Source organism: Blautia stercoris (genome assembly GCF_054657695.1).
The window spans coordinates 924,514-943,048 of record NZ_BAAHYF010000002.1 but is presented as its reverse complement, the minus strand read 5'-3'; the positions used below and the strand labels follow the sequence as shown (position 1 = coordinate 943,048).

The window sequence follows — 18,535 nt, the reverse complement described above, 5'->3', positions numbered from 1 at the left end:
TCCTATGCAAAAATCTCGTCAACGGATTTTCCACGAAGTCTTGCTACTTCTTCCGGAGTCTTTAACTGACTTAAACCTGCGATGGTAGCCAGAACTACGTTCTGTTTGTTACGGGAACCCATACATTTTGTACGGATGTTTTTGATACCTGCAAGTTCGATTACCGCACGAGCCGGACCACCAGCGATAACACCAGTACCTTCCGGAGCTTTCTTCAGAAGCATTTCAGCGCTTCCGAATTTACCGATGAAGTCATGAGTGATACTTCCGTTTTCGTCTCTTGCTACTGTAACTAATTTTTTCATAGCGTCTTCTTTTCCTTTGCGGATTGCTTCCGGAATTTCTGCCGCTTTGCCTAAACCAGCGCCAACGTGTCCATTGCCGTCACCGACAACTACTAAAGCTGTGAATCGGAAGTTACGACCACCTTTAACAACCTTGGTTACGCGCTTGATTGATACTACTTTTTCTTCTAATTCAAGCTGACTAGCATCAATAATAGTACGTTTCATGTGTTCATTTCCTCCCTTATTAGAATTCTAACCCAGCTTCTCTTGCTGCGTCTGCTAATGCTTTGATTTTTCCCTGATATATAAAGCCACCTCTATCAAAGACAACTTCTTTGATTCCTGCTTCAACTGCTTTCTTACCGATTACAGTTCCTAAATATGCTGCTGCATCAACGTTATTGGTTTTTTCTAATTCTGCTTTTACTTCTTTCTGAGTAGTAGAAGCGGAAACCAGAGTTTTTCCAATGGTATCGTCAATAATCTGAGCATACATATGATTATTGCTGCGGAAAACTGCTAAACGCGGAGTTGTAGCTGTACCGCTCAGATGATTACGTAATCTTCTATGCTTTTTTGCGCGAACTTTCGCTCTTGATACTTTACTAACCATTTTTGCACTCTCCTTAATTATTTCTTACCAGTTTTACCAACTTTACGTCTGATAACTTCATCAGCATATTTAATACCTTTACCTTTGTAAGGTTCCGGTCTTCTCTTATCTCTGATTTCAGCAGCGTACTGGCCAACTTTTTCTTTATCAATACCTTTAACAACGATCTTGTTTCCATCAACTGTAGATTCAAGACCTTCTGGGTCTTCCATTTCTACCGGATGAGAATATCCTAAAGAAAGAACAAGTTTCTTTCCCTGTTTCTGTGCTCTGTAACCTACACCGTTAACTTCCAGAGCTTTTTCATATCCCTGGCTTACACCGATTACCATATTCTGAATCAGTGTTCTTGTTAATCCGTGTAAGGATTTCATTTTCTTTAAATCGTTTGGTCTTGTAACAACTACCTGACCATCTTCTAATTTGATTGACATTTCTGTTGGTAACGCTTTTTCAAGTGTTCCTTTTGGACCTTTTACAGTCACTACATTGTTCTCAGCAATTTTAACTTCTACGCCTGCCGGAACTGCTACTGGATGTCTTCCGATACGTGACATTCTTAATTTCCTCCTTACTTAAATTTTCGGAAAGGCCTATTATGGTTCCTCTCTGTTTTCAGTACTTCTTCGTCTGCTGTACTTAGCTTAGATTACCAAACAAATGCTAATACTTCGCCGCCTACATGCAGTTTTCTTGCTTCTTTGTCTGTAATAACGCCCTGGTTTGTAGACAGAATAGCAATACCCAGTCCACCCAGAACTCTAGGAATTTCCTGGCTTCCTGCATATACACGAAGACCTGGTTTAGAAATTCTCTTAAGACCTGTGATAATTTTTTCGTTCTTGTCTGCACCGTATTTCAGTGTGATATGGATTGTTTTGAATACTCCATCTTCAAGAACTTCGTATTTTGTAATATATCCTTCTTTTAAAAGGATTTCTGCGATAGCAAGTTTCATTTTAGATGCCGGAACATCTACTGTGTCATGTTTTGCAGTGTTTGCATTACGAATTCTAGTAAGCATATCTGCGATTGGATCGCTCATTGTCATGATAGTTTCCTCCTATAATTTAGACTTTTCATGTGAAATTAATAATTTATATTGTAACGACCCGGCACTAAGTGAAGTCTGCCGTAAGGCGAAGACTTCTCTTAAGTGGCTTATGGTCACTTACTTACATTTTCGGCTTACCAGGAAGCTTTTTTAACTCCCGGGATCTGACCTTTGTATGCTAATTCACGGAAACAAATTCTGCAGATTCCGTATTTTCTTAAATAAGCATGTGGACGTCCACAGATTCTGCAACGATTGTATTCTCTTGTAGAGAATTTCTGTTTACGCTGCTGTTTTACTTTCATTGCTGTTTTAGCCATGAATTTTCCCTCCTATAATTATTTTGCGAATGGCATGTTAAATAATGTCAATAATTCACGGGCTTCTTCGTCTGTCTTTGCAGTTGTAACGAAAATAATATCCATACCTCTTACTTTATCGACTTTATCATATTCCACTTCCGGGAAAATTAACTGCTCTTTGATTCCGAGTGCGTAGTTACCTCTTCCATCGAATGCGTTAGGATTAACGCCGCGGAAGTCACGTACTCGTGGCAGTGCTAAGTTAATAAGGCGGTCTGCAAATTCATACATTTTTTCGCCTCTTAAGGTTACTTTACAACCAATCGGCATACCTTCACGAATTTTGAAGTTTGCGATTGAATTTTTAGCCTTTGTTGTAACAGCTTTCTGACCTGTGATTAATTCCATATCAGCTACAGCTGCGTCTAACAGTTTAGCGTTATCTTTGGCTTCACCTACACCCATGTTAACAACGATTTTGTCGAGTTTCGGCACTTCCATGATATTCTTATAACCAAACTTTTTGATCATAGCATCTACGATCTCATTTTTGTATGTTTCTTTCAGTCTGCTCACTTTAAATGGCCTCCTCTCTTATTAATCGATTACTTTGCCTGTAGTTTTGGCGAAACGTACTTTTTTGTCACCTTCCATTTTGAAGCCAACACGAGTTGCTTTGCCTTCATGCATAACCATTACGTTAGATGCATCAAGCCATGCTTCTTTCTCTACAATACCGCCCTGCTGATTTGCCATGGATGGTTTTGTGTGTTTTGTGACCATATTTACGCCTTCTACCAGAACAGCACCTTTTTTCGGATTAACAGAGATTACTTTTCCTTCTTTGTCTTTATCTTTACCAGCGATAACTTTAACAGTATCACCTTTTTTAATTTTAAATGTTGACATCAGGTACCTCCTATAATACTTCCGGAGCTAAGGAAACAATTTTCATAAACTGTTTATCACGAAGCTCTCTAGCTACTGGTCCAAAAATACGAGTTCCTTTTGGTGTTTTATCATCTTTGATGATTACAGCAGCGTTTTCATCGAACTTGATGTAAGAACCGTCTTTACGACGAACTCCTTTTACAGTACGAACTACAACAGCTTTAACTACATCACCTTTTTTAACAACGCCACCTGGTGTTGCATCTTTAACAGTAGCAACGATTACATCACCGATGTTCGCATATCTTCTTGTAGAACCACCCATAACACGGATGCAGAGGATTTCTTTTGCACCTGTATTGTCAGCGACTCTAAGTCTACTTTCCTGTTGAATCATGCTTAGATTCCTCCTTACGAATTATTTAGCTCTTTCTACTACTTCAACAAGTCTCCATCTCTTATCTTTAGAGAGCGGTCTTGTTTCCATAACTTTTACAGTATCACCGATATGACATGTGTTTTCTTCATCATGTGCTTTCAGTTTATATGTTCTCTTCACGATTTTTTTGTAAAGAGGATGTTTTACATGGTCTTCGATAGCTACAACGATAGTTTTATCCATCTTATCGCTTACTACTTTACCAACACGTGTTTTTCTAAGATTTCTTTCCACGATTATGCCTCCTTAATTATTCGCTGTGTTTGCCTTCTGAGCAATCAGTGTCTGAATTCTGGCAATATTTCTGCGAACCTCTTTGATTCTGCTTGTATTGTCTAATTGATTGGTTGCATTCTGAAATCTCAAATTAAAGAGTTCCTTTTTAGCAGCTACTAATTCTTCCTGTAATTCTGCAGCTGATTTTGTCTTTAAATCTTCTACATAATTTTTAATTTTCACTGTTATCACCGCCTTCTAAGTCTGCACGAGAAACGATTTTACATTTACATGGTAACTTGTGCATAGCAAGACGCAATGCTTCGCGAGCTGTTTCTTCCGGAACGCCTGCGATTTCGAACATTACTCTGCCTGGCTTTACAACTGCTACCCAGTATTCTAAGGCACCTTTACCGGAACCCATACGTGTTTCTGCTGGTTTTGCTGTTACAGGTTTATCTGGGAAAATTTTAATCCAAACTTTACCACCACGTTTGATATAACGTGTCATAGCAACACGGGCTGCTTCGATCTGGTTGGAACGAATCCAGCATGGTTCTGTAGAAACCAAACCGAATTCACCGTAATTGATTTTATTTCCTCTAGTTGCTTTTCCTCTCATGGTACCGCGGAATTGTTTACGACGTTTTACTCTTTTTGGCATTAACATAATTATTTATCGCTCCCTTCCTTAGTTCCTTTAGTTGGAAGTACTTCGCCATTGTAGATCCATGCTTTAACACCAACTTTACCATAAGTTGTGTCAGCTTCGGCGAAACCGTAATCGATATCTGCTCTTAATGTCTGAAGCGGGATGTTTCCTTCGCTGTAGAACTCTGTACGAGCCATATCAGCACCACCAAGACGTCCGGATACGGATGTTTTGATACCTTTTGCTCCTGCTTTCATTGTTCTGGACATTGTAGATTTCATTGCACGACGGAAAGAAATACGATTCTCTAACTGAAGTGCGATGTTTTCAGCTACTAACTGAGCATCTTTATCTGGTCTTTTTACTTCTTTAATGTCTACAATTAATTTTTTATCTGTGTATTTCTGTAATTCAGCTTTCACTTTTTCGATTTCTGAACCGCCTTTACCGATTACAACACCCGGTTTAGCAGTATAGATAATCACTTTAACTCTGTCAGATGCTCTTTCGATTTCGATTTTAGAAACACCTGCGCTGTATAATTTCTTTTTCAGGAAAGTTCTGATGTTGTAGTCTTCAACTAAGTTATCAGCGAAATCTCCTTCAGCGTACCATTTGGAATCCCAATCTTTGATAACGCCGACTCTCAGTCCATGTGGGTTAACTTTCTGTCCCATGATAGTCCTCCTTATCTCTCATCCAACACAACGGTAATATGGCAGTTTCTCTTTTCGATTCTGTATGCTCTACCCTGTGCTCTTGGTTTGATTCTCTTCATGGTCGGTGCTTTGTTAGCGTAGCACTCTGCAACATAAAGGTTCTCTGGGTTCATTCCATTATTGTTTTCAGCATTAGCAACAGCTGATTCCAGTAATTTTTTGATTACGCTGGAAGCGTATCTTGGGTTGTATGTTAAGATACCAAGTGCAGTCTGAACATCTTTTCCACGGATTACATCCAGTACATAGCAAGCTTTCTGTACGGACATTCTAGCGTAGGATAATTTTGCAGACGGTCTTGTATCTTTATTAGCATTTCTTGCTCTTTTGATCTGACTTCTATGTCCTTTAGCCATGATAAAAGCCTCCTTCTAAAATATTAGCGAACACCTGATTTTTTCTCGTCTTTGCCGTGTCCTCTGTATGTTCTGGTTGCAACAAACTCTCCGAGTTTATGTCCAACCATATCTTCTGTAACATATACCGGCACATGTTTTCTTCCGTCATGGACAGCAATTGTGTGTCCAACGAATGAAGGGAAGATTGTAGAACGACGTGACCAGGTCTTAATAACTGTTTTATCTCCAGCAGCATTCATAGCATCTACTTTTTTCAGTAAGCTTTCATCTGCGAAAGGTCCTTTTTTTAATGAACGAGCCATTAGTCTTACCTCCTTATTTTGCTAATGTTTTACCATCTCTTCTTCTTACAATATACTTGTTAGACTGTTTGTTTTTCTTTCTTGTCTTCAAGCCAAGAGCCGGTTTACCCCATGGAGTACATGGACCTGGACGGCCGATACCGGTCTTACCTTCACCACCACCATGTGGATGGTCATTCGGGTTCATTACAGAACCACGAACTGTAGGTCTGATACCCATGTGACGTTTACGTCCTGCTTTACCAATGTTGATAAGGCTGTGCTCGCCATTTCCTACTACACCAATAGTAGCACGGCAGTTAATCGGAACCATTCTCATTTCGCCTGATGGCAGACGAAGTGTAGCGTATTTACCTTCTTTAGCCATTAACTGTGCACCGTTACCAGCGGAACGAACTAACTGTCCACCTTTTCCGGCGTACATTTCAATATTGTGAACCATTGTACCAACCGGGATTTCAGAAAGCGGCAGGCAGTTACCAACACGGATTTCAGCGTTTGCTCCGTTCATAACTTTCATACCAACTTTAAGTCCTTCTGGTGCAAGGATATATGCTTTTTCACCGTCAGCGTAGCAGATTAATGCGATGTTTGCTGTTCTGTTCGGATCGTATTCGATTGTTTTAACTGTTGCCGGAACATCATCTTTCTTTCTCTTGAAATCAATGATTCTGTATTTTCTTCTGCTTCCGCCACCGCGGTGTCTTACTGTGATTTTACCCTGATTATTACGTCCAGCGTTTTTATTTAAGGACACTACCAGAGACTTCTCAGGTGTTGATGTTGTGATTTCTGTGAAATCAGAACCTGTCATATGTCTTCTGGAAGGTGTATATGGGTTATAAGATTTAATTCCCATTACTGTCTCTCCTTTCATTGTAACGCCGTAAGCGTTGTGTACCAACGCATCCTGGCGTTTGTTGCCTGCAGTTAAATATTGGATTACTTTTTCTTAACTGCACTTTTCATATTTTCAGTCAAACTCTTAATCTTATAAACCTTCAAAGATTTCAATATCTTTGCTGTCTTCTGTAAGAGTTACAATAGCTTTTTTAGTTTTAGCTGTTTTACCAAATGTCATACCACGTCTTTTTGTTTTACCATCAAGATTCATAGTATTTACATTTTTAACTTTTGTTCCTTCGAACATTTTTTCTACAGCTTCTTTAATCATGGATTTGTTTGCTTCTGTATGAACAAGGAAAGTATATTTCTTTTCGCCCATAGCAGCCATGCTCTTTTCTGTAACGATTGGTTTCAGAATTACATCATAATACTGTACGTTTGCCATTATGCGTATACCTCCTCAATTGAAGCTACAGCAGATTTTGTCAGGATTAAAGTGTTGTATTTCAGGATATCAAATACATTGATTGTATTTGTGTATGCTGTTACAACATCCGGAATATTTCTTGTAGATAAAACTACGTTTTTGTTCTCTTCGTTAAGAACTACTAATGCTTTAGAAACATTCAGGTTATTTAATACTGTCTGCATTGCTTTTGTTTTTGCTTCGTCTAATGTTAAATCTTCAAGAACGATTAATTTGTTTTCCTGTACTCTGCTTGTTAAAGCGGATTTCAGAGCCAGTCTTCTTTCTTTTTTGTTCATTTTAATGCTGTAATCTCTCGGTACTGGAGCGAATACAACACCACCGCCTGTCCACTGCGGAGATCTTGTTGAACCCTGTCTTGCATGACCTGTTCCTTTCTGTCTCCACGGTTTTCTTCCACCGCCACTAACTTCAGAGCGTGTTTTAGCTTTCTGAGTTCCCTGACGATTATTTGCAAGCTGACGAACAACAGCTAAGTGCACTAAATGGTCGTTGATTTCAACGCCAAACACTGCATCGTTTAATTCCATTGTTCCAACTTCTTTGCCTTCCATATTATAAACAGATACGTTTGCCATCTGTGTGTTCCTCCTTTCCAACGAAAACTTTATTTAACAGTCTTAACTGTTTCTTTGATTGTTACTAAGGATTTCTTAGGTCCCGGTACAGAGCCTTTTACAAGAATCAGATTGTTTTCTGCATCTACGCTTACAACTTCAAGATTCTGAACTGTTACTTTAACATGTCCCATCTGTCCTGGCATTTTTTTGCCTTTGAATACTTTACTTGGGTCAGATGCAGCACCGTTAGAACCTGCATGACGATGGTATTTAGAACCGTGAGCCATAGGTCCTCTGGACTGTCCATGTCTTTTGATTGCGCCCTGGAAACCTTTACCTTTGCTGATTGCAGTTGCGTCAACTTTGTCTCCTGCTGCAAAAACATCGCATTTGATTTCCTGTCCGAGTGCCATTTCTTCAGCACCTTCCAGTTTGAATTCTCTTACGAATCTTTTGTAGGAAACACCAGCTTTATCAAAGTGTCCTTTAACCGGTTTGTTAACAAGTTTTTCTCTCTTGTCAGCGAAACCAACCTGTACTGCACTGTAACCATCATTGTCCTGTGTTTTAACCTGTGTTACTACACATGGACCAGCCTGCAATACAGTTACTGGAGTTAAAACTCCGTCTTCGTTGAAGATTTGAGTCATTCCGACTTTAGTAGCTAAAATTGCTTTCTTCATTGTTTACCTCCTGTGATTCTACAGCGGATTACACTGTGTTGTGCAATCATCCTAGACAGAAAGTTAATATATTTATATCAACCTTGTAAGGATAATTTCTCATTAAAAATTATTTCTGTTTCATCTTGATATCGATGGAAACACCTGCCGGCATCTCTAAACGAGACAGGGCATCAACTGTTTTCTGTGTTGGTGTGATGATATCAATCAGTCTTTTATGAGTTCTCTGCTCAAACTGTTCTCTGGAATCTTTGTATTTGTGTACCGCACGTAAGATTGTTACTACTTCTTTTTTAGTAGGAAGCGGAACCGGTCCACTCACAGTTGCTCCATTCTTTTTAACAGTTTCGATAATTTTGCTTGCAGACGCATCTACTAACTGATGGTCATAAGCTTTTAAAACGATTCTCATTACTTGACTTGCCATAAAAAAAGTCTCCTCCTTTTCGCACTTTATAAGTAGTACGACAAGCGGCGACTGTACACATTCCCGTGTGTGTCATCTCATTTTTACACACACTCCCACATACCCGTGGTAAGTCTTCAAGATTTTGTACAGTGACTTGTCGTCAGTTTCCTAACATGACATTCGCTCCACGGAAAACCTGCCTTTTCGGCAGCAACCTCGCGCTTCATAGCTATCAATGTCACAGCAAGAATGAGTATACACGATTCTTCAAAATAATGCAAGAGTTTTTTTTAATTTTTTTATTTTTTTTTGAACACAAGAAAAGGTTCCTATGACAAAGTGTTTCTACGCAACAAAAAAAGAGAGTCGAAACTCTCTTTCTTCGCTCCTATGCTTCTTATATACAGTTCTATATATATAGAAACATTTTAGAATAAATTCGTATAATCCAAAAGCGTCACCTTATTATCTGAATCCTCAATCACTTCCGGATGGTCTCCATGCGCCTGTGCATTTCTTAAGAGGTCTTCTACCGATGGACTCGGAAGAACTTCTTCTACTACCTCTTCTGCTTTTGGTTCTTCTTCTGATTCTGAAGTTTCTTCACCATGAACAGCTTCTGATTCTTCAGAGTTCATCTTAACAATCCCCGCATTCAGTGCTTCTTCAATTTTTGCTTCAAGCCCAATGGTATCTTCATTTTCTTCTGGTTTTATTTCTTCTGTCTTTGGTTCCTCTGTAGGAACCAAAACTTCACCGGCAGACTCTTCTTGTGTTCCCTCTACCTGCTCTGCCACTGTTTCTTTTTCCGCTGTTTCTTCCACAGCAGGCTCTTCTACTGTTTCTCCTGTTCTTAACAGTTCTGACTTTAACAATTCTGGTTTTAACACCTGTGTCTTTTCGCCGGCAATTTCTTTTTCATCTGCCGGCACTACTGTTCCCTCTTTACTCATCTCCACTGCATCCTGTAAATATGAATTTTCATCTGACTTTGGATTCTGCTCGAACTCTGTCTGGATGTTCTCTGTTTTTTGAACAGATTCATACTCTTTGGCAGTTTCCGGCTGTGCCTCTTCCTGCTTCTCATTTGTCGGCTCTTCGGAACGTTTCGATTCAAGCGGAATCACTTTTTCTTCTGTGTTCTTTTCTTCACTTTCTGATTTTGTTTCTTCCATATCTTTTTTATCTTTTCTCCACAATTCGGCAAGAATAAATAAAATAATTAAAAAGACAATTCCAAGACCAATCAAAATCAATCCTTCTTTACTTTGAACTGCAATCGCTGCATAAGCAATAAGTGGAACAACAAAAGACAGCTTCATAACATCTCCGCTAAGCTCTACACTGCGTTCTTCTGTCTTTTTATCATAAGCATCTTTCACCAGATACGTGTCATTTTCTGCATCCGATACATCTGAAATCTCATAAACATAAGCCTGATTATTTTTTGTATAAACAATCTTCTGTCCTTTCTTCAGATTTACCGCATCCGTCTGCTTACCATAAGCAACAGAACCGACCGGAAGATTTGTCTCCGCCGTACTGTTATCATTCATAACCGTCTTTACTCCTGCAAGAGGAGGTACTAACAAAGCCGCTGCTATAAGGATGGTACAGATGATAACCAGGTCCACAATAAGTTTTAAAAATTTTGACATCTCTGTTTCCTCATTTCGCAATTCTTTCATTTCTTATCTTAACATTTTCTGACAAAGATGTACACAAAAACTTTAATTGATATTCAAACTGATATTCTAATCAGATATCTGAAATGAATATTCTACAGATTCGTCAGAAATGCCTGATATCCCTTATATGCTTCATAAATATCCACTTTACTTGCAATTTCCCACGGAGCATGCATATTTAATACGGCAACTCCACTGTCAATTACATCCATATCGTATGCTGCAAGAATATAGGCGATAGTTCCGCCGCCTCCAACATCTACTTTTCCAAGTTCTGCGGTCTGGAAAGAAACATTTTGCTCGTCCATCACACGACGCAATCTTGCAATGTATTCCGGATTTGCATCATTAGAACCGCTCTTTCCTCTTGAGCCGGTATATTTATTAAAGGTTAATCCGTGACCTAAAAATGCACAGTTATTCTTTTCCATCACTTCCGGATAATTTGGATCAAATCCGGCGCTGACATCAGAAGAAAGCATGCAGGAATTTTTTAATGCTCTGCGCACAAGCAGTTCACTGTAAGTTCCACACGCATTCATCACTTCCGCCACCGTATTTTCAAAGAATCTGGAATGCATACCGGTTGCTCCTACACTTCCAATTTCCTCTTTATCTACCAACAAACATACAGAAGTATATTCTGCCTCTGTAACTGCCTCAATCGCTTTATAAGACGGATAAGCACATACTCTGTCATCCTGCCCATAAGCCATAATCATACTTCTGTCTAATCCAAAGTCTCTTGCTTCTCCAGCCGGAACAACTTCTAATTCAGCGGATACAAAATCTTTTTCTTCAATTTCATATTTTTCTTTTAATATAGAAAGAATATTTTCTTTTACGCCTTCGGTCTCCTCTCCCTCTAACGGAATACTTCCAACCAGTACGTTCAAATTTTCTCCCTCAATAACTTCTGTCGCTTTTTTCTGCATCTGTTTTGCAGAAAGATGAATCAATAAATCCGAAATTCCGACAACAGGGTCATCTTTGGATTCTCCGATTACCACGTTTACTTTTGTTCCATCTTCTTTCACCACTACACCATGAAGTGCCATTGGAAGTGTCACCCACTGATATTTTTTCACACCGCCATAATAGTGTGTATCAAGCAATGCCTGTTCTGCTTCTTCGTACAACGGATTCTGCTTTAAATCCAAACGTGGAGAATCGATATGTGCTCCAAGGATACGCATTCCTTCCTGAATTGGTTTTTCTCCAATTACAAAAAGAGCCAGTGCCTTTCCCATATTGTTGGCGTACACCTTATCCCCTTTTTTTAAAGTTTCTCCTTTTTCAATAACAGTATCAAGATTTTTAAAACCGGCTTTTTTTGCCTGTTTTATAATTTCATCTGTACATTCTCTTTCTGTTTTGCATAAAGACATAAATTCTTTATAGCCCTCGCAGAAATCAAAGACTGGTTTCTTATCTGCATATTTTTTCCAAGCATTTTCTGTTTTCATTCTCTTCACCTCAATCATTTTATTCTTCCTACAGCTTACTACACCTTCATTTGAATTGCAACCTGCCAAGATTGACTTTTTATCCAGTTTCTATCATAATAAGTTCAAGTCGAACGCATGTGAGACTTGGCGCGTGATTTTTGTGGAACATTTATCTTAACCAGAGAATAAGTTTCCGACGGAGATACCGTTATTTTGTACGAAAGGATTTTGCCTTATGAAGATGAAAATAAAGACCATAGAAGACCTCTCTTTAAATGCCTGGCCTTCTCATAAAATTTTAATTTACGACGGATGGATTATCCGCTTTTCCTGTTTTTATACCCACCGCACAAACTGTGTGGAGCAAATCGGCTCTTCACAGATTGCGCTCTCTGATAAGATTGCCTATTGCGAAGAAGTCTATGAAAAATGGAATACACCTGCTATTTTCAAAATTAATCCTTTAATGGACAGTTCCTTTGACCAGAAACTAATGGAACGAGGCTATCATATTGCACATACCACGGAAGTCATGACAATGAGCTTGGAATCTTATGAACCAAAAGAACCACTTGCCGAGGTTTCCCTTACTCCACATATTACCTCTGACTGGTTAAATGCTCTTTTTGAAATGAACGGTACAACCAATCCGATTCACAAAAAAATTGTTCCTTCCATGTATCATGCGATCCCAGGAGATACCATTTTTGCCACTGTCTATGACGGTGATAACGTCATTGGAACAGGTCTTGGAATTTTAGACCGTGATTATGTCGGCATCTACGCGATTCATGTCGCTCCCGGTTACCGCAGAAGAAAAATCGGTCAGTCTATCTGCCGTGCACTTCTTAAAAGTGCGAGAGAACAAGGCGCCTGTTATGCCTACCTTCAGGTTGTAAAAGGCAATTTTGGTGCTCGTACTTTATATGAATCACTTGGTTTTGAATATCTTTACACTTACTGGTTCCGCCAGCAGTTTTAAATTTTAAAAAATAAAAAAGGAACTCCGCAGAGCTCCTTTTTTATTTTTTGCTATTTATTCAATCTTTTTATCTGTAGAACAGGCTTCCAAGCTGTAAATCTCTCTTGAAATCTCTGATTCTTGTTTCTCCATCGATATAAACAGCTTCAATTCCCATTGCTGCTGCCCAGTCTCCCATCTGTTCTGCTGTGATATCATAAGAGAATGCGGTATGATGTGCTCCACCTGCTAAAATCCATGCTTCTGCACCTGTAGCTAAATCTGGTTTTGGTGTCCAGAATGCGGTTGCAACCGGAAGTTTCGGCATTGGTTTTTCTGTTTTCTTGCAGTCTACTTCGTTGATAATCAGACGGAAACGATTTCCAAGGTCAATTAAAGAAGTTGCAATTGCCGAACCTGTCTTAGATGTAAATACTAAACGTGCAGGGTCTTCTCTGTCACCCATAGTTAACGGATTTACTTTGATGCTGATTGGACCATCAGAAATAGTCGGGCAAACCTCTAACATGTGCGCTTCCAAGATACCTTCTTTTCCCGGTACTAAATTATAAGTATAATCTTCCATAAAGGAAGTTCCTTTTGCATCTTTCATTCCGGCAGTCATGATTTTCATCAGGCGAACCATAGCAGCTGTTTTCCAGTCACCTTCTCCACCGAATCCATAACCTTTTTCCATCAATCTCTGAATAGCAAGACCCGGAAGTTGTTTTAAGGAGCCTAAATCTCCAAAATGAGTAACGATTGCCTGATAGTTTTTCTCCTCTAAGAAACGTTCAAACCCGATTTCAATCTGAGCCTGCGCAGCTACATGTTTCTTAAATTCTTCCGGGTCTCTTCCCTCTAAGAGAATGTCGTATTTGCTGTAGTATTCTTCTACTAAAGCATCTGTATCAGCTTTGGATACTGCTGAAACTGCTTCTGCAATCTCATTAACCGGATATGCATCAATTTCCCAGCCAAATTTAATCTGAGCTTCTACTTTATCACCTTCTGTTACAGCTACGTTTCTCATGTTATCTGCGATTCTCATAACACGGATATGGCTGCTTTCCATGATACCAATTGCTGTACGCATCCAGGAAGCAATTCTTTCCTGAACTTTTTTGTCGCTCCAATGTCCAACGATAACTTTTCTTTCAATTCCCATACGGCTTACGATATGACCATATTCTCTGTCTCCGTGAGCAGACTGATTTTCGTTCATGAAGTCCATATCGATGGTATCATAAGGAATTTCCTGATTAAACTGTGTATGCAGATGAAGCAGCGGCTTTCTGTATTCCTGAAGACCTAAAATCCAGGATTTTGCCGGTGAGAAGGTATGCATCCATGTGATAACACCTGCACATTCTTCATCTTCATTTGCTTCATTGAAAGTTCTTCTGATTACTTCGTTTGTAATTAAAGTTGGTTTTAATACAACTTCATAAGGAAGTACTCCTGATTTATTTAATTCTTCTACGATAATTCTGGAATGTTCTGCAACTTTTCTCAAGCACTCATCTCCGTATAAATCCTGTGAGCCTGTTGCAAACCAAAACTTATAATTTTTTGATGCTTTCATTTTAAAAAAATCTCCTTTCACCGTTACGATTTTCTCTCATGGTTTTTCTAATTCCCATGATACAGCTTGTATGGTCATCTTTACAAGTTGTATCATGGGAAAACAGACAAGTTTTTCTTGTACACATACAAGTTCTATTTATACAAAAAGAAGAAAGAGCAGACAAACAAAACTGTTTATCCACTCTTTCTTCTTTTCTTTTTCGTTTTCTTCCTGTATTTCTTTTCCGTCAAATATTACTCTTTAAAACAAAAGCAATTACTTCCGATTTGATAAATAAGCCTCGATACTCTTCATCGCTTCTTCTTCATCTTCACCTTCTACAGATACTGTTACACTTTCTCCAGCATCTAATCCAAGACTCATCATTCCCATAATACTCTTGGCATTTACTTTCTTTGCTTCACTCTCCAGATAAATATTGCTGGAATACTGACTTGCCACCTGAACTAACATAGCGATTGGTCTAGCCTCTAACCCATTTGAAATGCCGATTGTAATTGGTTTTCTGATCATACTTGTTCCTCCTTACTTCCCCTAAGTTCTTCTGCTATCCTGCCAATTTTACGCAATCTGTGATTGACTCCTGACTTTCCTACTCTTGGATTTAACCGTTCTCCTAATTCTTTTAGGGAAGCATCCTGATATTTCAATCGAAGTTCCGCAACTGCTTTTAGATTGTCCGGCAGTGTCTGAAGTCCTACCGTATTCTGGATATACCTGATATCCTGTGTCTGCTTTACCGATGCCGACACCGTCTTGTTAATATTTGCCGCTTCGCAGTTTACCTTTCGGTTTACACTGTTTCGCATTTCCTTAAGGATTCTGACATTTTCCAGATTCATAAGTGATACGCCTGCTCCCATGATTCCAAGAAGCTCTACTATCTGTGCTCCCTCTTTTACATAAACCACTTCGTGCCTTTTTCGACTCACTATCTTAGCCTCTACTTCAAAGCTGTGAAGCGTTTCCTGAAGCTGTTCTGCCTTTATCGAACTTGTACAGACAATTTCAAAGTGGTAAAACTTTTCCGGATCACTGATTGATCCTGCACATAAAAACGCACCTCTTAAGAAAGCTCTTTTACAACAATTTTTCTGGATTATCAACGGATTTACCAGACCACTAAATGTAATCGGCATTTTGTCCTGTGACAGATACTTCATAGCCTGCAAAATCCGAACCGCCTCATCCTCACTTGGAATGTCAACTACATACTTATTATTTTTCCTGTATAAGACATCCCCTATCGAAAACACTTTACTTATTCTAAATGTTTTTTCCAATAAAGTAAAGTACTTTCTTGCAACACTTTCGTTTTCTGCTAAAAAATGTAATGACAATCTCCTTTCTGTTCCATATTTTATCTCCCCTCCAAATGCAAACATTGCCGCAAGTTCTGCTATCTGGCAATGCCTTGCAGGGCTGATAATTCCCTCCAGTTCTTCTTTTACACTCGCCGAAAACGTCATCTCTTTGCATCCTTTTCAATGTCTCTATGTTCAATCCGAACACCATATTCCCCATTTTTATTCAGTCTGTTATATAATTCATTGGCAAGAGTTACACTTCTATGTTTTCCTCCTGTACATCCAATTCCAATCACCAGCTGACTTTTTCCCTCGGAAATATAATTTGGAATTAAAAACCGCATCATATCTTCCAGCTTATCTGAAAATATATGTGCTAATTCAGACCTCATCACATAATCCCGAACCGGCGGGTTATTTCCGGTCTGAGGACGAAGTTCTTCTATGTAGTACGGATTCGGAAGGAAACGAACATCGAATACCAAATCTGCATCTTCCGGAATTCCGTATTTAAATCCAAACGACAAGACCGTAATAATCATATTTTGGAATGATTGATTATCTACAAAAATCTTTTCCAGTTCCGCCTTTAATTCCCTTGTCAAAAGCTGGCTTGTATCCAAAATATAATCTGCCGATTTTCTTAAAAATTTTAAATATTCTCTCTCTTTTCGAATTCCCTCATCTACTCTTCCCTTACCGGACAGTGGATGAGAGCGCCGTGTTTCTTTATATCTTTTTACCAGAGTTTTATCATCTGCATCTAAAAATAAAATTTCAGGTTCAAATCCCGGAACTCTAAGGCGTTCCAGTGCCTGCTCCAGCTCCCCAAATGCCATCCCGCTGCGGATATCCACTCCAAGTGCCACTTTATTAATGTCTCCTGAACCTCCGTCACGCACCAGTTGTGCAAATTTATCCAAAAGCGGAACCGGAAGATTATCCACACAGAAATATTCCATATCTTCAAGCATCTTTAATGCTGTACTTTTTCCGGCCCCGGACATTCCCGTTACAATTACAAAACGCATCTTTAAAACTCTCCCAAAAATTTTATCTCAGTCTCCAGTAAAATACCGAACTCATCCTGTACTTTTTTCTGCACTGCTTTCACCAGATTTAAAACATCCTCAGCTGTTGCTCCGCCTGCATTTACTACAAAACCACAGTGTTTTTCAGAAACCTGTGCACCACCGACCTGAAACCCTCTTAAGCCTGCATCCATAATCAGTTTTCCTGCAAAATGTCCCTCCGGACGTTTGAAAGTGCTTCCTGCGCTCGGTCTGTCCAACGGCTGTTTGCTGACTCTTTTTTCTTTTAAATCATCCATAACTGCCTTAATTGAATCCGCACTGCCTTTTCTTAACTCAATAACTGCCTCTAATACAATATAATTTTTCTCTTTTACAATACTGTGGCGGTATCCCAGCTCTAATTCTTCATTTTTGAGTGTTCTTACATTTCCCTCTGTATCAAGGACAGTTGCCTCTACCAGCACATCTTTCAGCTCTCCGCCATAAGCACCTGCATTCATGACAACTGCTCCGCCAAGTGTTCCCGGAATTCCTGCTGCAAATTCAAATCCTTCCAGAGACTGTTCAAGCGCACAGGATGCAATTTTAGAAAGCTGTGCCCCCGCCTGTGCGCGAATTTTTGTTTCATCTTCTACCGATACTTCACTCATATTTTTCCAAATCTGAATGACCGCACCGCGATAACCTTTATCACTGACAAGGAGATTGCTTCCATTTCCCAGAATAAAATACGGTGTCTCTGTCTCCTTACAGACATGTATTACTGCTTTTAATTCTTCCGCTGTCTGCGGACATAAAAAATAATCTGCCGGTCCTCCGATTCGAAACGTGGTATGTTTTTCCATCGGTTCTTCTAACTTAACATTCTCAATTCCAATACAATCAATTAATTTATTTTCAATTTCTTTCTTCACTTTTTTACCTCTTAACTTATATTATGATGTACTACAGAAAAGTTCCGAACGTACATGACTCATTCTGTCAGGTCTGAAATCACCTGCGCTGCTATCATAAACCCCGCAATTCCGGAAGAAAAAGAAATACTGTTCACCTGTGTACCTACACTGGTCTGGTCTTCTTTCAAAACAGAACGTTTCTTTTTGGAAAACTCCTGTGTAGAATAAAAAACTTTTATATTTTTTGCTTTTTGAATCTTTAATTCCTGGCGGATTTTTCTCATAAACGGAAGATTCACCGTCTTAGAAAAATCTGCTATGCGAAAACAGGAAGGATTCCACGCATTTCCAATTCCCATACAGGTAATTATCGGCGTATGAAACTTTCTCATCTGCTTTAACAACAACAATTTTGCCGGAACATGATCCATTGCATCTACAACATAATCATAAGAGGAAAAATCAAATAAATCAATCGTGTCCTCTCCTAAAAAAGTTTCATAAGTATGGACAATCGCATTCTCATTAATATCCATGATGCGCACTTTTTCCACCTGCACTTTTTTCTTTCCTATTGTAGAACGCAGTGCCACAATCTGACGATTCAGTTTCTTCGCCGACACCTCACCATAATCTACCAATATTAACGTCCCCACTCCTGCTCTTGCCAGCGCTTCAACCGCATAAGAACCCACTGTTCCAATGCCAAATACCGCCACCTTAAACTGATCCGGACTCTTTCTTTTTTCTGTTCCTGATAATCCTTCCGTACGGGAGAATACGTGGAGCATACG

Annotated in this window: 28 protein-coding genes; 1 reads left to right on the top strand and 27 read right to left on the bottom strand. The window is 39.2% G+C overall.

What is annotated here, in order from left to right; genetic code table 11:
- Positions 1-2: 2 nt before the first annotated feature.
- From rpsE to ACYQ2D_RS14015, 21 genes are all read right to left on the bottom strand, one after another.
- Positions 3-512 (bottom strand): 30S ribosomal protein S5, encoded by a 510-nt coding sequence (gene rpsE, locus ACYQ2D_RS14115; protein WP_022303893.1) that lies wholly within the window; start codon positions 510-512, stop codon positions 3-5.
- Positions 513-531: 19 nt separating this feature from the next.
- On the bottom strand, positions 532-900 hold the full coding sequence (gene rplR, locus ACYQ2D_RS14110; RefSeq protein ID WP_022303894.1) for a 50S ribosomal protein L18: 369 nt from the start codon (positions 898-900) through the stop codon (positions 532-534).
- A 17-nt stretch (positions 901-917) separates the two neighbouring features.
- Complete coding sequence (rplF, locus tag ACYQ2D_RS14105) at positions 918-1,457, bottom strand: 50S ribosomal protein L6 (RefSeq protein ID WP_022303895.1); 540 nt, start codon at positions 1,455-1,457, stop codon at positions 918-920.
- Positions 1,458-1,549: 92 nt separating this feature from the next.
- Complete coding sequence (gene rpsH, locus ACYQ2D_RS14100; RefSeq protein ID WP_022303896.1) at positions 1,550-1,951, bottom strand: 30S ribosomal protein S8; 402 nt, start codon at positions 1,949-1,951, stop codon at positions 1,550-1,552.
- 137 nt (positions 1,952-2,088) lie between these two features.
- Positions 2,089-2,274 carry a type Z 30S ribosomal protein S14 gene (locus ACYQ2D_RS14095; protein ID WP_006862754.1) on the bottom strand — a complete coding sequence of 62 codons (186 nt, stop codon included), beginning with the start codon at positions 2,272-2,274 and terminating at the stop codon, positions 2,089-2,091.
- An 18-nt stretch (positions 2,275-2,292) separates the two neighbouring features.
- Entirely contained in the window at positions 2,293-2,832 is a 540-nt protein-coding gene (rplE, locus tag ACYQ2D_RS14090) for a 50S ribosomal protein L5 (RefSeq protein ID WP_022303897.1), read from the bottom strand.
- 21 nt (positions 2,833-2,853) lie between these two features.
- Positions 2,854-3,165 carry a 50S ribosomal protein L24 gene (rplX, locus tag ACYQ2D_RS14085; protein WP_022303898.1) on the bottom strand — a complete coding sequence of 104 codons (312 nt, stop codon included), beginning with the start codon at positions 3,163-3,165 and terminating at the stop codon, positions 2,854-2,856.
- Between the two features lie 10 nt (positions 3,166-3,175).
- Positions 3,176-3,544 carry a 50S ribosomal protein L14 gene (gene rplN / locus ACYQ2D_RS14080; protein ID WP_022303899.1) on the bottom strand — a complete coding sequence of 123 codons (369 nt, stop codon included), beginning with the start codon at positions 3,542-3,544 and terminating at the stop codon, positions 3,176-3,178.
- Between the two features lie 21 nt (positions 3,545-3,565).
- Positions 3,566-3,820 (bottom strand): 30S ribosomal protein S17, encoded by a 255-nt coding sequence (gene rpsQ / locus ACYQ2D_RS14075; RefSeq protein ID WP_022303900.1) that lies wholly within the window; start codon positions 3,818-3,820, stop codon positions 3,566-3,568.
- A 12-nt stretch (positions 3,821-3,832) separates the two neighbouring features.
- The gene (gene rpmC / locus ACYQ2D_RS14070; RefSeq protein WP_022303901.1) at positions 3,833-4,045 is read right to left on the bottom strand and encodes a 50S ribosomal protein L29; all 213 of its coding nucleotides are present in this window, start codon (positions 4,043-4,045) and stop codon (positions 3,833-3,835) included.
- Entirely contained in the window at positions 4,035-4,472 is a 438-nt protein-coding gene (gene rplP / locus ACYQ2D_RS14065) for a 50S ribosomal protein L16 (RefSeq protein WP_022303902.1), read from the bottom strand. Before rplP ends, rpmC begins: the two co-directional genes overlap by 11 nt.
- Before the next feature lie 2 nt (positions 4,473-4,474).
- Positions 4,475-5,131, bottom strand: a complete 657-nt coding sequence (gene rpsC, locus ACYQ2D_RS14060) for a 30S ribosomal protein S3 (protein ID WP_022303903.1) — start codon at positions 5,129-5,131, stop codon at positions 4,475-4,477.
- A gap of 11 nt (positions 5,132-5,142) precedes the next feature.
- Positions 5,143-5,529, bottom strand: a complete 387-nt coding sequence (rplV, locus tag ACYQ2D_RS14055) for a 50S ribosomal protein L22 (protein ID WP_022303904.1) — start codon at positions 5,527-5,529, stop codon at positions 5,143-5,145.
- A 23-nt stretch (positions 5,530-5,552) separates the two neighbouring features.
- Positions 5,553-5,834, bottom strand: a complete 282-nt coding sequence (gene rpsS / locus ACYQ2D_RS14050; protein ID WP_003022807.1) for a 30S ribosomal protein S19 — start codon at positions 5,832-5,834, stop codon at positions 5,553-5,555.
- Positions 5,835-5,847: 13 nt separating this feature from the next.
- Positions 5,848-6,693 carry a 50S ribosomal protein L2 gene (rplB, locus tag ACYQ2D_RS14045; RefSeq protein WP_022303905.1) on the bottom strand — a complete coding sequence of 282 codons (846 nt, stop codon included), beginning with the start codon at positions 6,691-6,693 and terminating at the stop codon, positions 5,848-5,850.
- Between the two features lie 132 nt (positions 6,694-6,825).
- Positions 6,826-7,125, bottom strand: coding sequence for a 50S ribosomal protein L23 (rplW, locus tag ACYQ2D_RS14040; RefSeq protein WP_022303906.1), 300 nt, complete (start codon positions 7,123-7,125; stop codon positions 6,826-6,828).
- Positions 7,125-7,745, bottom strand: a complete 621-nt coding sequence (gene rplD, locus ACYQ2D_RS14035) for a 50S ribosomal protein L4 (protein ID WP_022303907.1) — start codon at positions 7,743-7,745, stop codon at positions 7,125-7,127. The genes rplW and rplD overlap by 1 nt, the downstream gene beginning before the upstream one ends.
- A gap of 29 nt (positions 7,746-7,774) precedes the next feature.
- The gene (rplC, locus tag ACYQ2D_RS14030) at positions 7,775-8,410 is read right to left on the bottom strand and encodes a 50S ribosomal protein L3 (RefSeq protein WP_022303908.1); all 636 of its coding nucleotides are present in this window, start codon (positions 8,408-8,410) and stop codon (positions 7,775-7,777) included.
- Between the two features lie 109 nt (positions 8,411-8,519).
- Positions 8,520-8,837 carry a 30S ribosomal protein S10 gene (gene rpsJ, locus ACYQ2D_RS14025; protein WP_022303909.1) on the bottom strand — a complete coding sequence of 106 codons (318 nt, stop codon included), beginning with the start codon at positions 8,835-8,837 and terminating at the stop codon, positions 8,520-8,522.
- A gap of 410 nt (positions 8,838-9,247) precedes the next feature.
- Complete coding sequence (locus ACYQ2D_RS14020; RefSeq protein WP_117457293.1) at positions 9,248-10,477, bottom strand: hypothetical protein; 1,230 nt, start codon at positions 10,475-10,477, stop codon at positions 9,248-9,250.
- A gap of 122 nt (positions 10,478-10,599) precedes the next feature.
- Positions 10,600-11,973 (bottom strand): aminopeptidase, encoded by a 1,374-nt coding sequence (locus tag ACYQ2D_RS14015; RefSeq protein ID WP_459786188.1) that lies wholly within the window; start codon positions 11,971-11,973, stop codon positions 10,600-10,602.
- A gap of 217 nt (positions 11,974-12,190) precedes the next feature.
- Here ACYQ2D_RS14015 and ACYQ2D_RS14010 point away from each other — a divergent pair, with 217 nt between their 5' ends.
- Entirely contained in the window at positions 12,191-12,937 is a 747-nt protein-coding gene (locus ACYQ2D_RS14010) for a GNAT family N-acetyltransferase (RefSeq protein WP_117457292.1), read from the top strand.
- Between the two features lie 67 nt (positions 12,938-13,004).
- Here ACYQ2D_RS14010 and araA read toward each other — a convergent pair whose 3' ends face one another.
- The 6 genes from araA to ACYQ2D_RS13980 form a co-directional block, all read right to left on the bottom strand.
- Complete coding sequence (araA, locus tag ACYQ2D_RS14005; RefSeq protein ID WP_022303913.1) at positions 13,005-14,501, bottom strand: L-arabinose isomerase; 1,497 nt, start codon at positions 14,499-14,501, stop codon at positions 13,005-13,007.
- 258 nt (positions 14,502-14,759) lie between these two features.
- Positions 14,760-15,017, bottom strand: coding sequence for an HPr family phosphocarrier protein (locus tag ACYQ2D_RS14000; protein ID WP_022303914.1), 258 nt, complete (start codon positions 15,015-15,017; stop codon positions 14,760-14,762).
- Entirely contained in the window at positions 15,014-15,973 is a 960-nt protein-coding gene (gene whiA, locus ACYQ2D_RS13995; RefSeq protein WP_459785876.1) for a DNA-binding protein WhiA, read from the bottom strand. Before whiA ends, ACYQ2D_RS14000 begins: the two co-directional genes overlap by 4 nt.
- The gene (gene rapZ, locus ACYQ2D_RS13990) at positions 15,970-16,842 is read right to left on the bottom strand and encodes an RNase adapter RapZ (RefSeq protein ID WP_022303916.1); all 873 of its coding nucleotides are present in this window, start codon (positions 16,840-16,842) and stop codon (positions 15,970-15,972) included. Before rapZ ends, whiA begins: the two co-directional genes overlap by 4 nt.
- Positions 16,843-16,844: 2 nt before the next feature.
- Positions 16,845-17,759 (bottom strand): UDP-N-acetylmuramate dehydrogenase, encoded by a 915-nt coding sequence (murB, locus tag ACYQ2D_RS13985; protein WP_459785874.1) that lies wholly within the window; start codon positions 17,757-17,759, stop codon positions 16,845-16,847.
- Positions 17,760-17,818: 59 nt separating this feature from the next.
- A complete protein-coding gene (locus ACYQ2D_RS13980; protein WP_459785873.1) occupies positions 17,819-18,532 on the bottom strand; it encodes a tRNA threonylcarbamoyladenosine dehydratase in 714 nt (237 codons plus the stop codon).
- Between the last annotated feature and the right edge of the window lie 3 nt (positions 18,533-18,535).

What these genes read in the sequence shown, in the direction of transcription:
- rpsC (WP_022303903.1), bottom strand. Translation starts at nt 5,131, where the DNA reads ATGGGACAGAAAGTTAACCCACATGGACTGAGAGTCGGCGTTATCAAA.
- ACYQ2D_RS13980 (WP_459785873.1), bottom strand. Translation starts at nt 18,532, where the DNA reads ATGCTCCACGTATTCTCCCGTACGGAAGGATTATCAGGAACAGAAAAA.
- rpsE (WP_022303893.1), bottom strand. Translation starts at nt 512, where the DNA reads ATGAAACGTACTATTATTGATGCTAGTCAGCTTGAATTAGAAGAAAAA.
- rpsH (WP_022303896.1), bottom strand. Translation starts at nt 1,951, where the DNA reads ATGACAATGAGCGATCCAATCGCAGATATGCTTACTAGAATTCGTAAT.
- rplC (WP_022303908.1), bottom strand. Translation starts at nt 8,410, where the DNA reads ATGAAGAAAGCAATTTTAGCTACTAAAGTCGGAATGACTCAAATCTTC.
- ACYQ2D_RS14095 (WP_006862754.1), bottom strand. Translation starts at nt 2,274, where the DNA reads ATGGCTAAAACAGCAATGAAAGTAAAACAGCAGCGTAAACAGAAATTC.
- rplF (WP_022303895.1), bottom strand. Translation starts at nt 1,457, where the DNA reads ATGTCACGTATCGGAAGACATCCAGTAGCAGTTCCGGCAGGCGTAGAA.
- araA (WP_022303913.1), bottom strand. Translation starts at nt 14,501, where the DNA reads ATGAAAGCATCAAAAAATTATAAGTTTTGGTTTGCAACAGGCTCACAG.
- ACYQ2D_RS14020 (WP_117457293.1), bottom strand. Translation starts at nt 10,477, where the DNA reads ATGTCAAAATTTTTAAAACTTATTGTGGACCTGGTTATCATCTGTACC.
- rplX (WP_022303898.1), bottom strand. Translation starts at nt 3,165, where the DNA reads ATGTCAACATTTAAAATTAAAAAAGGTGATACTGTTAAAGTTATCGCT.
- ACYQ2D_RS14015 (WP_459786188.1), bottom strand. Translation starts at nt 11,973, where the DNA reads ATGAAAACAGAAAATGCTTGGAAAAAATATGCAGATAAGAAACCAGTC.
- rplN (WP_022303899.1), bottom strand. Translation starts at nt 3,544, where the DNA reads ATGATTCAACAGGAAAGTAGACTTAGAGTCGCTGACAATACAGGTGCA.
- ACYQ2D_RS14000 (WP_022303914.1), bottom strand. Translation starts at nt 15,017, where the DNA reads ATGATCAGAAAACCAATTACAATCGGCATTTCAAATGGGTTAGAGGCT.
- rplP (WP_022303902.1), bottom strand. Translation starts at nt 4,472, where the DNA reads ATGTTAATGCCAAAAAGAGTAAAACGTCGTAAACAATTCCGCGGTACC.
- rplR (WP_022303894.1), bottom strand. Translation starts at nt 900, where the DNA reads ATGGTTAGTAAAGTATCAAGAGCGAAAGTTCGCGCAAAAAAGCATAGA.
- rpsS (WP_003022807.1), bottom strand. Translation starts at nt 5,834, where the DNA reads ATGGCTCGTTCATTAAAAAAAGGACCTTTCGCAGATGAAAGCTTACTG.
- rplW (WP_022303906.1), bottom strand. Translation starts at nt 7,125, where the DNA reads ATGGCAAACGTACAGTATTATGATGTAATTCTGAAACCAATCGTTACA.
- rplV (WP_022303904.1), bottom strand. Translation starts at nt 5,529, where the DNA reads ATGGCTAAAGGACATAGAAGTCAGATCAAAAGAGCAAGAAATGCTAAT.
- rplD (WP_022303907.1), bottom strand. Translation starts at nt 7,745, where the DNA reads ATGGCAAACGTATCTGTTTATAATATGGAAGGCAAAGAAGTTGGAACA.
- ACYQ2D_RS14010 (WP_117457292.1), top strand. Translation starts at nt 12,191, where the DNA reads ATGAAGATGAAAATAAAGACCATAGAAGACCTCTCTTTAAATGCCTGG.
- rplB (WP_022303905.1), bottom strand. Translation starts at nt 6,693, where the DNA reads ATGGGAATTAAATCTTATAACCCATATACACCTTCCAGAAGACATATG.
- whiA (WP_459785876.1), bottom strand. Translation starts at nt 15,973, where the DNA reads ATGACGTTTTCGGCGAGTGTAAAAGAAGAACTGGAGGGAATTATCAGC.
- rpsJ (WP_022303909.1), bottom strand. Translation starts at nt 8,837, where the DNA reads ATGGCAAGTCAAGTAATGAGAATCGTTTTAAAAGCTTATGACCATCAG.
- rapZ (WP_022303916.1), bottom strand. Translation starts at nt 16,842, where the DNA reads ATGCGTTTTGTAATTGTAACGGGAATGTCCGGGGCCGGAAAAAGTACA.